Origin of the sequence: Vibrio sp. MED222, assembly GCF_000153005.1 — a bacterium.
Taxonomy (GTDB): domain Bacteria; phylum Pseudomonadota; class Gammaproteobacteria; order Enterobacterales; family Vibrionaceae; genus Vibrio; species Vibrio tasmaniensis_A.
Genome location: NZ_CH902607.1, coordinates 89707 through 102119 on the forward strand (window position 1 = coordinate 89707; position 12413 = coordinate 102119).

Genomic DNA, 12413 nt, shown 5'->3' on the forward strand with positions numbered 1-12413 from the left:
TGAAAGAGTTCGAAGTGGAAGAAAAATGATAAATACAAGTAGTTATATAAACGTCAATGGCTCAACTATATATTACGAGATATCGGGTAATCTTACTGGTGAACCGCTGTTGATGCTTCATGGTGGACTTGGGTCAATCCATGAATTAGAGCCGTTACGCAAGTATTTATTCGACAATTATCAATTAATAAGTCTCGATTTGCGTGGACATGGTAAGTCGGAGCTAGGGGGGTTACGACTTAGTTACAGCCAGTATCAGCAAGATGCTCATTCCGTACTCGACGCTTTAGGAATTAAGCAATATTCGATATTTGGTTTCAGTGATGGCGGCATTGTAGGCTACCGCTTAGCCGCTCAAGAACCAAATAGGGTTTCTTGCTTGGTGACACTCGGTTCACAATGGCAGGTGAATATTGATGATCCATCTATGAAACTATTATCCAGTTTAACTCCGGATTTTTGGCGCAACAGGTTCTCTGACGACGTTGCTTTGTACGAGGCAACTAACCCAGAACCAGATTTTCCTAAGCTGGTTGATGCAGTTAAAGAGGCTTGGTTTGATAAAACGGCGTCGGGTTATCCTTGTGGTTTAGTTGAACAGATTCTTTGTCCAACATTGATTATGAGAGGGGATAACGATTTTATATTTTCTCTTGATGAGGCAGTGGCTTTAAAAGGCAAAATTTCTGGCAGCTGTTTTGCCAACATTCCGCAGACAGCACATGCGTCACATCAAGAAGCACCTGATATTGTAGGTTCAATGATCAAGCGCTTTCTGTCGCAACATGGCAACAATAAGTAGAACGTACTTTGTTATTGATGCAGGTGCGTGCGGCTTACGAATAACTTAATCAATTGGGTAAAAAGCATAATGACTCGCCAAGATTGGTATCCACTGACTAATGCGCAGGAAGCGTATTGGGACGAATTCGTTCAACATCCAGATAGGCCTTTATCGACAGTAGCCCATTGTTTGGAAATTTCAGGCTCTATCGATCTCGAAAAATTAGCTGATGCCATTAATCAGACTGTTTCAGAAGCGGAAGCTTTGCTTCTTAGATTTCGACGATTGGAAGATCAGCATTATCCAGTTCAAATGGTTTGTTTTGACGCAAAACCCACAGTGGAGGTCATCGATCTACGCGGAGAAGAAAGCGCGCAAGAACAAGTAAATGCATATTTGCGCTCTGATGTCGAGACGGCCATTGATTTGGAAAAGGATGTGATTACAAAAGTACAGCTCTATGTTGTTGGAGCACAGCAAGTACTTTGGTATCTGAGAACTCATCATATTGCGGTCGATGGTTACAGTATGAGTCTAATTGAGCAGCGTTGTTCGGAGCTTTATCTGTGTTTAATGAATAACACCGAGCCTACACACCGCTTTAAGACGTTCGAGGTTTACCTCAAAGAAAACACCGATTATTTGCACAGTGACCGTTTCGATGTTGACCGATCTTATTGGGGTAATTATCTTGATTCAGCCAATCTGACGCTGAGTAACCACGATATCTCGGTATCTGATACAGTTTATTGTGAGAGGGATGTTCCTGAGTCGATTAGTGATTCTCTTATCACGGTATCTAAGCAATTAATGATTGGTTGGAGTGACATTCTCACCTTACTGTGTACAGCGTATCTTTATAGGCATTGGCGATCAGACGAACAGACGTCTTTTCCTTTGCCTGTGTGGCTACCATTTATGAATAGAATGGGTAATCCTTGTGCAAACCTACCGTCATTAATGGTCAATACTATTCCTTATATCGGAGAGGTTGCCGATGATGAGTCGGTGGATTCATATCTCAGAAGGGCGGTAAAAGAGCTTAGGGGAAATTATTGCCATGGACGGTATCGAGTAGAGAATAAATGCACATCTGGCGGACACTATTTTATTTCACCATTCATTAATATTTTGCCTTTTGAATCGACAGAATTTCATGGGTGCTCAACGAAACGTCGTATTATTGCTGGTGGAATTGCGGACGGGTTTAACGTAACCTTTCGCGGCTCAAGGCAAGCGAAAAACATGTCTTTAAAGATAGAGGCAGAGAGCAGCCTCTTTGAACTGCATGAACTAACTGATCATGCTAATCATTTACTAAAGTACCTATCTAAAGCTCTAAATTCTGTCTTAGATTAATTCTGCATAAGCTTAATGCTGTCTTATTTTTTAAATTTTTGTTTCAACCCTCCTTATGAATAGGGCATCTCGTTAGGTGCTCTAACCATCAAAAATCAGAATGCCAAACCCAAGCTAATCGTTAAAAATGATAATTATTATCAATATCAAATGAGAATGCTTTACATTTAAATATGCAACCGATAAAGTACGGTTGAAAATTCGTCAGGTCATTGAAAGGAAAATCATTTTTCAATTTATTCGTTGAGTGATTTAGGCCTTGTTCAATGTGACGTTTTTTAGTCGGAATTTTGGCTCATGTATTAAAGCAGTGGTCAATAAGGAGCTAAGGAAGTACAGCTGATACTCGTTTTGAGTTGTTGCGTTTTCAACCTTTGAATGTCTTCCCTAGTTTTCCTTATAAATGCCGTACATGAGCCCACCTAAAGTTAATGCTTAATCAAGGAGAATTTTAAATGACAGCATTACGCCCCGCGGCAGTGAATGAGCTAGGAAATAGCAAATTCAAGCTACGTACTTTATCTGCAATCATCATGGGACTTTGTGTCAGTGGTCAAGCTTTTGCAGCGACGAACAATAATAATGAAACTACCGCTAACGAAGAAAAAACTACTTTTGAAGTTACCGTGTATGGCGAGAAAATAGAACGTTCGATTTATGATACGGGCTCAAGCGTGCATGTGTATGATGAAGATCGTATTGCGACTACTCCAGGTGCATCTGAGGTCGATGACTTGCTGCAGCTAACACCGAACATTGTAGATTCAGGTCAGGGTAATAACCTACCATCGATTCGTGGTGTTGATGGGTCAGGTCCTTCATTCGGTGGTCTTGCAGCCTTTGGTGGCTCTGTGCCAAGATTGAATCTTTCAATTGATGGACGCTCACTCAGCTATTCTGAAGTCGCGTTCGGTCCTCGCTCTTTATGGGATATGCAGCAAGCGGAAATTTATCTTGGACCGCAAAGCTATGTCCAAGGTCGAAATGCTTCTGCGGGTGCTATCGTTTTAAAATCCAATGATCCGACTTACGATTTTGAGAGCAAAGTTAAGGCTGCTATTGGTCAGCAAGACTATTCTCAAACCGCTGCGGTAATCTCAGCGCCAATACTTGAAGATCAACTGGCCTTCAGGTTGAGTGTTGATCAACAAAAACGCAGTAGTTATGCAGACCTTACTGCCTATGAACCTGTCGGTGACCCTAATCGAATTGAGATGACGACAGCTCGCGGTAAATTTTTACTAGAGCCAGCAGGCCTTCCTGGGTTCAAAACCACGTTAACGATTGCCCATATGGATACCGTTGGACCTCAATCTGAATCTCAACAGACAAAGATCAATAGAGCTGTTTACGAAACTCAGTCAACAAGCGGCATTTGGGATGTATCTTATGACATCTCAGATACGTTAGTGTTCGAAAATAATTTGATCTACACCGATCGCACCTACGATCGAATCACTGATCCTGCGGGCAGAAAGCAGGATTTCAAATCGAAAGGTAATGAGTTCCAAATAGAGCCTTTGGTTCGATTTGATTCCCTTAGCGAAGATCTTTCTGGTTTGTTTGGTTTACGCTACTTCAAATCTGAAGATGATGATGTATTTGAACAGACTGGGTCATCTATACCAATGGAAGGCAAAAACCGTGCTATGTCGGCATTCGCTGAAGTGACGTACTTGGTGATGCCGAGCATCGAAGTTGTAGCGGCAGGGCGATTCGAACGCGAAAGCAAAAAACGCTATGTTGCCCCGGGTCGCTTCGGCTTAGATTATGATGAAACATCAAATGTATTCCTTCCTAAGCTTGAAGTTGCCTATAAGCCTGAATCAGATCAAACCGTGGGTATCCGAGCAGCTAAGGGCTTTAACTCTGGAGGTGGCGGTGTTGGCTTCAATAACAAAACGTGGGCATTTTCTTCATATACGTATGAAGACGAATACGTTTGGAACTATGAATTCTTCACTCGCCATAGTCTGCTAGATAATGAACTTGAGTTAACAACTAACGTCTTCTACAACGACTATGATAATTTCCAAGTACTGGAGACTTCATCAAAAGGTGATGTGAAAGTTGATAATGTTGATGAAGCATATACTTACGGTGCAGAACTAGGAAGCCGTTGGTTAACAACATCTAACCTAGAGCTATTGGCTTCACTTGGTTTGTTGAAAACAAGCTACAAAGATCATGCTAATAGCTCAAAAGAACTCGCTCGTGCCCCTTCTTTGACGGCAAGCTTCGGTGCTTTATACATGTTTGCTGAGAATTTCGAATTGAGTGGTAATGCGAATTACACTGGAGATTACTTCAGTGACGTTGAAAACTCAGCTAACCAGAGTATTGATGCTTACTGGGTTGCAAATGCACAAGTTGCGTATGTGTTTACTAACGGACGTATGTCTTTATTCGCTACAAACTTGTTTGATTCTCAGAAAGAAACATTCAATTTCGGTGGAGACGATATTACGAAGCAAGCACCTCGCCAAATTGGTGGTTCAGTAGAATTGTACTTCTAATCGGTTAGATATAATAAAAACGCCTTGCTCAAAGCAAGGCGTTTATTGATCCCAAACGGTTGTCAAAATGTTTAAGGTGCTAGAAGTCAGAACCTTAATTTAGGCTGTAGCTTCAGTAGAGGTCATGATCGTCTGCCAAGATTCGAGTGTTGGCGTCGCCATTAATTGGGCAAAGCTAATGTTTATCCCTGCATTTCTTAGTTGGCCTGTTAGGCGCATCATACTGATTGAATCCAAACCGAGTTCGATGAGGTTAACGTCCGGCTTTACCGATTCGACTGGAACACTTAATACCTGACTGATTATTTCTACCAGATCAATATTTGCTTCTTGCTTAGACAAAATAATTTCCTTTTCTTTCGGAAGTTTATCTTCTACTTCCAATATTTCACTCAAATTCGCTATACACGATATCACCACTTGATTGTTATATACAAATGATTATTATTAGCATTTACATGTATTGATAGGCGTCAATTGTGCTGAATCGATTTGGGTATCTTAATACTTCCAAGCGTTGGTCTTAGCACTTCAACATACAATAAGGAATGACATGGAAACCGTGCTCAAGGAGAAGCTTTGTCAAGATGGCTTGTTATATGGCTTTGTTGATCAACCAGATCGTCAATCTGCGAAGTTTGAACAGAACAACTTATGGTTAAACACACCTTTATGGGCAATTTTGAGTGAAGGGGTTGCTCTGCATCCAACTAAACCTGCAGTAGCCGATCCGACGGGTAGCCTTACTTATGAAGAGTTGCAGTCTGAAGCAGACAGAATAGCCGCGGGTTTAAAAGAGGTCGGGTTAAAAGCTGGAGACCGGGTCGTATTTCAGGTGTCTAACAGCATTTATTTCGCAAAAGTGTTTTTTGCTTTACAAAGAGCTGGCTTGATTCCGGTATTGGCACTGCCGGCACATGGTATTGTTGAAATTCGCCATTTCATGAAAGTATCTGGCGCAAGGGCCTACTTCGGTTCTAACTTAGAAAACGATGGAAGAGCACTACACATAGCTGACTCACTGTCGGAAGAGTCCCTTTCATTTAAGCATATCTATATTGTGGGAGACTCTGGAAAGTATCCGTCTTTACCTCTGGGTAATATTGGCCAGTTCGTTCCTGAACGACCAAACCCAAATCATCCTGCTTTGTTTTTAGTTTCTGGTGGAACGACGGGACTACCTAAGCTCATTCCTAGAAGTCATAACGATTATCGTCTCAACATCCAAAGTTGTGCAGCAGCAAGTGAGTTGTCGTCCGACGAGGTATACCTCGCAGTGTTACCTGCCGCGCATAATTTTACTTTGGGTTGTCCCGGTTTATTGGGAGCGCTTGATGTTGGAGGAAGTGCCATTTTCAGTTCCAACCCCAGTCCTGATTACTGCTTTGATGTTATCGAGAAAAATAAAGTGACGGCGACAGCTTTGGTTCCCGCGCTTGCGCAGCTATGGAATGCGGCTAAAGAATGGGAAAGTGCGAATACATCTAGCCTAAGACTGATGCAAGTCGGTGGCTCGAAGCTAGCCTATTCTGATGCTCTTGATGTTCAAAAAACCTTTCCCGGCGCACTCCAACAAGTTTTTGGTATGGCAGAAGGCCTGATCGCCTGTACTCGGTTAGGGGATGATGAAACCTTGGTTGCGACGAAACAAGGTCGACCTGTAAGTCGCTGGGATGAGGTTCGCATAGTCAATGCTGAGGGGAACACTGTTCCAATGGGTGAAGAAGGCGAACTACTCACTCGCGGTCCCTACACTTTAAGAGGGTATTACCGTGCAGAGGAACACAACCAACGCTCATTTACTCAAGATGGTTTCTACCGAAGTGGAGATCGAGCCATTGTTGATGAGAGGGGATATATCGTTGTGACTGGCAGAATTAAGGACGTCGTAAACCGAGCTGGTGAGTGTATTGCTACCGATGAAATCGAAGAGCATTTACTTATGCATCCTAATGTTGCACAGGTCGCCGTGGTTGCGGTACCTGATAAACATCTAGGCGAAAGGATCGGAGTCGCTGTCGTGAAAAGGGGGCTTTCCCCAACTTTGCAAGAGCTACGCACCTTCCTAAAAGACCAAGGGATGGCTTCTTTCAAACAGCCAGACGAATTGCTCATTGTCTCTAATCTGCCCAAAACAGCGGTAGGTAAAATTGATAAAAAGCGATTGCTTGGTCCAAGTGGTGAACCTTGGGTTAATACGCCAGTTTAACTAACGCGAGCTGCTTACCGTAGCTCTATATTGTCGATAAACAACGTCCTATTGATTGAATCGAGAGTGCTCTAGAAGGATGACTTGTCGTCGAGCCTGAGAAAGGTGCTTCTATTATTACACTCTTCAATGGGTCATTACAGGGAACAAAGACTAAAGGAAATCAACGTGTCATCTATAAAGAAGCCAGAAGTTTGCGAAAGTCTCAATGATATACGAATCGGAATAGATACCCTTGATAAGGAGATCGTTCATATTCTTTCTAAGCGGTTAGGGTATGTCAAAGCCGCCGCACAATTTAAGCCCAGTGAGCAGAGTATTCCGGCACCAGAGCGTGTCGCTGAAATGCTAGAAGACCGAAAAAAATGGGCAGAAGAGGCCGGGATGAGTAGCGAGTATGTCGAAACGTTATTCTCTAGTATCACCCATTGGTACATTAATCAGCAAATTAAACATTGGCGTACCGAAAGGGGGCTTTCAGCAGAAGAACCCGAAAATACGGCAACGTGATAAGAGTGTTTTGAACTTATCCGTTGAGTATGTATTAGAGGGTTACACATATTCCTGTTGGAGCACCACTTTGACTACTAAGCGCCAAAGATTTAATTGATCAGATGACAGAAGAGAGCGTCAGTGCTGATTAGAGTATTAAGGACAATTACAAATGACTATACCGAAAATAGCGAGTTACGACTTGCCAGAACACCATGAGTTTCCAATAAACAGAACGAACTGGACGATCGAACCTAGTAAAGCGGTACTTTTAATTCACGACATGCAAGAGTATTTTGTGAGCTACTATGAGGCTGATTCGTCACCTATGGCGGACATTTTAACGAACATTCAGCAGTTAAAACACGTAGCGAAACAAGCGGGAATCCCGGTTGTATATACCGCACAACCCGCAAATCAAGACCCAAAAGATAGAGCCTTGTTAACTGACTTTTGGGGTCCGGGGCTAAACGGCGATCATACTCCTGTCGTATCAACGCTCGCTCCAGAAAGCGATGATATTGAGTACGTTAAATGGCGTTACAGTGCATTTAAGAAAACCCCATTGCTTGATTACATGAAAGACAATCAAAAAACTCAGCTGATCATCTCTGGTATTTACGGGCACATTGGCATTTTATCGACTGCTTTGGATGCATTCATGTTGGATGTACAGCCCTTTATTATCGGTGATGCGATCGCGGATTTTTCGCGTGAAGACCATATCCACACTCTCAATTACATATCAGGCCGAACGGGAAGCATTAAAACACTCGATAAAGCTATAGCGGAAATCAACCCAAATGAAGAGAGTATTCTTAGCCTCAATGTTTTGCAGTCTGACGTGGCCGAAACATTAGGTGTTTCTTATGAAGAGATTGATGTGAATGAAAATCTAATCTTCATGGGGCTAGATTCGATGCGAGCGATGACACTTGTAGAGAAGTGGAATAAGCAGGGCGCAAATATCTCATTCGCTCAGCTCATTGAAGCGGTTTCATTGCAAGAGTGGTGGCAAGCAATCGAAGCGACACTGAAGAACCACGCAGAAGAAGTACCAGCATAATTGCTCGCAAGTTAGCGCCAATTATTTATAGAATTTCTTAAGAGGTAAATTGATGAGCGATCAACCAGTGCGTTTACATCCGATGTTGTTGGACTTTGTTCGTAAGGAGAAGATCTCAAAGCATCTACTGCGAGTGACTGTTACGGGCGACTCTTTAAAAGGGTTCCCTGAAGATCAAAATGGTACACACATAAAAGTGTTTTTCCCCAATAGGGAGAGTGGGATATTGCAGTTACCTTATCGAGAAGGTGAAACTGTGATTTGGCCTGAGCATAAACCCGTGCCTCGAGCCTATACCGTCAGAAAGTATCGAGCCGATGTGAATGAGCTTGATATCGATTTCGTGATCCACGGAACCGATTCTCCCGGCGGTGGGTGGGCGATTAAAGCAGAACAAGGTTTCCAAATTGGCCTTGTAGGCCCTGCTGGGCCTGAGCCATTAATTGAACCCGCAGATTGGTATATTATTGCGGGAGACCTAACAGCAGTACCAGCCATTAGTGCTATTTTGGAGAACCTTCCCTCCGACACTCAAGGCCATGTATTTATCGAGATAGAGGATGCTGCAGATAAACATGATATTAAGCATCCGCAAGGTCTGGTTTTGAAGTGGCTAATGAGAGACGAAAAGAGTGATCAATATCTATTGAGCAAAGCCATTTCCGGCTTAATTGCACCTAATGGATCTCACTCGCTTTCGGCTTTCATTGCGGGTGAAAATGAAAGCGTGATTGCGTGTCGTAAAGCGCTTAAACAAGAGTACAAGCTGTCTAGAAAAGATATGTATGCGATTCCTTACTGGAAACGAGGTAAGGATGAAGAAGCATACCATGATGAACGCCATGAAGTTATGGATGAAGAGTACTAGCTTGCCTGTTTTAGAAAACAAAAACCGATCTCATGAGATCGGTTTTTGTTAGTACCTTTGGGTGCTTAAGCATACGCATCTCGGAGGCGTTTCTTATTCACTTTGCCGACAGGTGTCTTGGGCAATGAATCGACAAATTTGATTAAATCTGGGATTTTGTAATCAGCTAAGCCACAATCACGTAGGAAATATTTTAGTTTGAAGGGATTTATGTCTGCCCCTTCGACTTTAACGATTACAGCGCAACTTCGTTCTCCTAAGTAGTCGTCAGGTATCGCAATGAGAGCGGCATCATGAACCCCATCGTGTCGAATTAGGTGGTTTTCGACCTCTTCTGCTGCAATCTTTTCCCCCCCTCGGTTAATCTGGTCTTTATCTCGCCCTGTTACAATGATATTACCGTCCTTAGTCTGTTTAACTATGTCACCAGTGTGATAAAACCCTTGTTGGTCGAATGAAAGACGGTTGTGTTCTTTTGCTTGGTAATAGCCGCGAATGGTGTAAGGACCTTGAGTGAGAAGAAAACCTTCCTCTCCGCAGGATACTGACTCCCCCTCTTCATTCACGATTTTAATCCGATCATGTTGTGAAATAGGGCGCCCTTGGGTAGAGGCAATAACTTCCATAGGATCATCCAATCTAGTGTAGTTCACTAGCCCTTCAGCCATACCAAAGACTTGTTGAAGCTGACAACCTAACTTGTTTGGTAGGTCTGTAGCCGCCGTTTGGCTAAACTTAGCGCCACCGACTTGAACTAATTTTAAGCTTGAAAGATCATGAGTAGTGGATTGAGCCTGCTCCATCCACAGCAGTGCTAGTGGGGGAACTAAGCCCGATACGGTAATTTTATGCTCTTCAATTAGTTTAAACGCTGATTTTGGGGTAGGGTCATGCGTAAGAACAACCGTACCTCCAGCGAAAAAGACCCCTAAAGCTCCCGGTGAACTTAATGGGAAATTATGTGCAACCGGCAGCGCACATAAGTAGCGAGTGTTTTCAGTAAACTTACAGATAGTGTTACTGCCAATCACGCTATAAGCATAGTCATTGTGGGTTCGAGGTATCAGTTTTGGCGTACCGGTTGTTCCACCTGACAATTGGAAAAATGCCAGTTCAGATGCTTCTGCTTCTTGTTTATCATCGGGTTGCCCCGTGAAATCATCAAGCGATGTGAACCTTGGATCTGCCAAGTCCGTAGCATCACAGCGAACGATGATATGTTCTAATTCATTACTTTCATCTAACACTTGCTTAGCTAAGGCTTGGTAATTAAAGCCAGTATGTTTCCCATCTACAATGTAAGCTTTGGCTTTGGCGTGTTGGCAAAAATAAGATACTTCTGAGAAGCGATGAGCGGGAAGAGCTAAAACGGGTCGAATACCTTTCTGTAACAAGGCAAAATAGCAGAAATAGAATTCGGCTACGTTTGTCATTTGTAATACGACATTGTCGCCCTTCATTAACCCTAAAGACTGAAAACCTGAAGCCATTTGAGACACTCTCTCTGCGGCTTGTAAATAGCTAAATTGACGCTCACCACAGATAAGAGCCATGTTGTTACCACACCGCTCAACTGAGTGCTGAAAATGATCGAAAAGAGTTCTGTCTTGCCAATAACCTAGCTCTCTATACAAAGAAGCTTGGGGTGTTGGCCAATCTGTATAATCCATATGTTCATTCGACATTATGAGTCTACCTATGCCGTCAACATATCTTTAAGTTGGATACCTGCTGCCGTTAAGATGGTGTTCATTTTGGCACCAGTTTCATCCAGTTCGCTTTGTGGATGTGATTCATCAACAATACCTGCTCCAGCAAAAACTTTCATTTGTCGTTTTTGGACCTCAGCACAACGGATCGTCACCACCCACTCCCCATTACCTCTTGAATCACACCAACCAACCATACCGGTAAAATACCCTCGGTCGAATTGCTCCAATTTTCGGATAGCTTCATACGCTTTCTGTCGCGGATAACCGCAAACTGCAGGGGTAGGGTGTAATTCAGCAGCGACTTCCAACACATTAGTGTGAGGGTTACTGACTTGACCCTCTAGTTCCGTGGAGAGATGAAGCATGGTTTTTGTTTCTATGACTGATGGAATCATAGGTGTGTACAGGTTGTGGCAATACTTGCTCATCACACGCTCAACTTCTTCTACAACTAGACCATGTTCGTGCAGATCTTTGTTGGTATTGAGCAATGAATTTGTTGAGCTTTGATTCTGTTCGTCCAGTTCAGAACGCGGGCGCGATCCTGCGAGTGGGTTAGAGGTGAGATAACTGCCTTTTTTTGCAACAAGGAGTTCTGGACTCGCCCCCATTAGCTTTTGGTTGTCATTGATATTCGCTGCGAACGTATAGCCTTTCGAGTTGATTGATAACAGATTACGAAGCAAAGTTTGCTGCTGAATATCAGCGTCTGTTTCTACTTCAATAGCCCGAGAAAGAACCACTTTTGAAAGCTCTGTGTTGGCAAACATATCAAGAAGGTCGGATACCCCTTGCTTATAATGATTACCGCTTGGGGAAGAAATGACGTGCGCATCGGCAGAAGAAAGCGGATTTGAGTGTAAGGATCTTGTACTACTAGAGATGAATAACTGCTCTGGGATAATAAATTTAGTCGGGTTTTCTTCGTTAAATGGGACGACACCAAATAGCACTGGATTATCGGCTTCTGATTTTTTAGCCGCCTGGAGCATTTCGTTCGCCTTCTCGGCTAGCTCTGAAAATGCAATAGGCTGGTGGAACTCATTTTCAATACCTTTACCCATCATCGTATTACTGGGAGAAGCGAAGAAAAATGGAGATGACAATAGCTCTCTATCTAGCAGATCACTTTCCATTTTTGAATAGCCAATGACTTCACGTTTCATAACAGGTCCCTCTTTGTGTATAGATCGTTATGACGATGTGCAATTACTTACATTGATGTTCTTAAAGGAACTCATTTGTCATGCACTTCATCGGGTTGCTTATTTTGGTCAGTAAGATTACATTTACATTTATTTAAATGCTAATGATAATGATTTCTATTTGATGTAAATCGTCATTATTGAAGGCTGCTCACATTCTTTGATTTTTGTTTTATGTAAATGCATACAAAAGTCGCAATTT

General features: G+C 42.8%; 10 protein-coding genes. 7 read left to right on the forward strand and 3 right to left on the reverse strand.

The genetic code is table 11. From position 1 onward, the window contains the following. Positions 1-25 precede the first annotated feature (25 nt). From MED222_RS14300 to MED222_RS14290, 3 genes are all read left to right on the forward strand, one after another. On the forward strand, positions 26-802 hold the full coding sequence (locus tag MED222_RS14300; RefSeq protein ID WP_029223917.1) for an alpha/beta fold hydrolase: 777 nt from the start codon (positions 26-28) through the stop codon (positions 800-802). A 69-nt stretch (positions 803-871) separates the two neighbouring features. Next, positions 872-2143, forward strand: a complete 1272-nt coding sequence (locus MED222_RS14295) for a condensation domain-containing protein (RefSeq protein ID WP_009846387.1) — start codon at positions 872-874, stop codon at positions 2141-2143. A gap of 455 nt (positions 2144-2598) precedes the next feature. After that, positions 2599-4659: a TonB-dependent receptor gene (locus MED222_RS14290; RefSeq protein ID WP_009846388.1), complete on the forward strand. Its 2061-nt coding sequence runs from the start codon at positions 2599-2601 to the stop codon at positions 4657-4659. A gap of 99 nt (positions 4660-4758) precedes the next feature. On the opposite strand, the gene MED222_RS14285 is transcribed toward MED222_RS14290, so the two are convergent. Then, positions 4759-5001 carry a phosphopantetheine-binding protein gene (locus MED222_RS14285; RefSeq protein WP_032499777.1) on the reverse strand — a complete coding sequence of 81 codons (243 nt, stop codon included), beginning with the start codon at positions 4999-5001 and terminating at the stop codon, positions 4759-4761. Between the two features lie 211 nt (positions 5002-5212). On the opposite strand from MED222_RS14285, the gene MED222_RS14280 reads away from it, so the two are divergent. The 4 genes from MED222_RS14280 to MED222_RS14265 all read left to right on the forward strand — a co-directional run bounded on the left by MED222_RS14280 (position 5213) and on the right by MED222_RS14265 (position 9294). Next, positions 5213-6868 (forward strand): (2,3-dihydroxybenzoyl)adenylate synthase, encoded by a 1656-nt coding sequence (locus MED222_RS14280; RefSeq protein ID WP_009846390.1) that lies wholly within the window; start codon positions 5213-5215, stop codon positions 6866-6868. 168 nt (positions 6869-7036) lie between these two features. After that, positions 7037-7378: an isochorismate lyase gene (locus tag MED222_RS14275; protein WP_029223919.1), complete on the forward strand. Its 342-nt coding sequence runs from the start codon at positions 7037-7039 to the stop codon at positions 7376-7378. A gap of 154 nt (positions 7379-7532) precedes the next feature. After that, positions 7533-8426, forward strand: a complete 894-nt coding sequence (locus MED222_RS14270) for an isochorismatase family protein (RefSeq protein WP_009846392.1) — start codon at positions 7533-7535, stop codon at positions 8424-8426. Positions 8427-8478: 52 nt separating this feature from the next. Beyond that, positions 8479-9294: a siderophore-interacting protein gene (locus MED222_RS14265; protein ID WP_009846393.1), complete on the forward strand. Its 816-nt coding sequence runs from the start codon at positions 8479-8481 to the stop codon at positions 9292-9294. Positions 9295-9359: 65 nt separating this feature from the next. Here MED222_RS14265 and MED222_RS14260 read toward each other — a convergent pair whose 3' ends face one another. Further along, the gene (locus tag MED222_RS14260) at positions 9360-10979 is read right to left on the reverse strand and encodes a (2,3-dihydroxybenzoyl)adenylate synthase (RefSeq protein WP_009846394.1); all 1620 of its coding nucleotides are present in this window, start codon (positions 10977-10979) and stop codon (positions 9360-9362) included. An 11-nt stretch (positions 10980-10990) separates the two neighbouring features. Then, on the reverse strand, positions 10991-12172 hold the full coding sequence (locus MED222_RS14255) for an isochorismate synthase (RefSeq protein ID WP_009846395.1): 1182 nt from the start codon (positions 12170-12172) through the stop codon (positions 10991-10993). Positions 12173-12413 lie beyond the last annotated feature (241 nt).

Bases quoted from the DNA above. Each gene is read 5' to 3' on its own strand.
- MED222_RS14300 (WP_029223917.1), top strand. From the start codon at position 26: ATGATAAATACAAGTAGTTATATAAACGTCAATGGCTCAACTATATAT.
- MED222_RS14295 (WP_009846387.1), top strand. From the start codon at position 872: ATGACTCGCCAAGATTGGTATCCACTGACTAATGCGCAGGAAGCGTAT.
- MED222_RS14290 (WP_009846388.1), top strand. From the start codon at position 2,599: ATGACAGCATTACGCCCCGCGGCAGTGAATGAGCTAGGAAATAGCAAA.
- MED222_RS14280 (WP_009846390.1), top strand. From the start codon at position 5,213: ATGGAAACCGTGCTCAAGGAGAAGCTTTGTCAAGATGGCTTGTTATAT.
- MED222_RS14270 (WP_009846392.1), top strand. From the start codon at position 7,533: ATGACTATACCGAAAATAGCGAGTTACGACTTGCCAGAACACCATGAG.
- MED222_RS14265 (WP_009846393.1), top strand. From the start codon at position 8,479: ATGAGCGATCAACCAGTGCGTTTACATCCGATGTTGTTGGACTTTGTT.
- MED222_RS14260 (WP_009846394.1), bottom strand. From the start codon at position 10,979: ATGTCGAATGAACATATGGATTATACAGATTGGCCAACACCCCAAGCT.
- MED222_RS14255 (WP_009846395.1), bottom strand. From the start codon at position 12,172: ATGAAACGTGAAGTCATTGGCTATTCAAAAATGGAAAGTGATCTGCTA.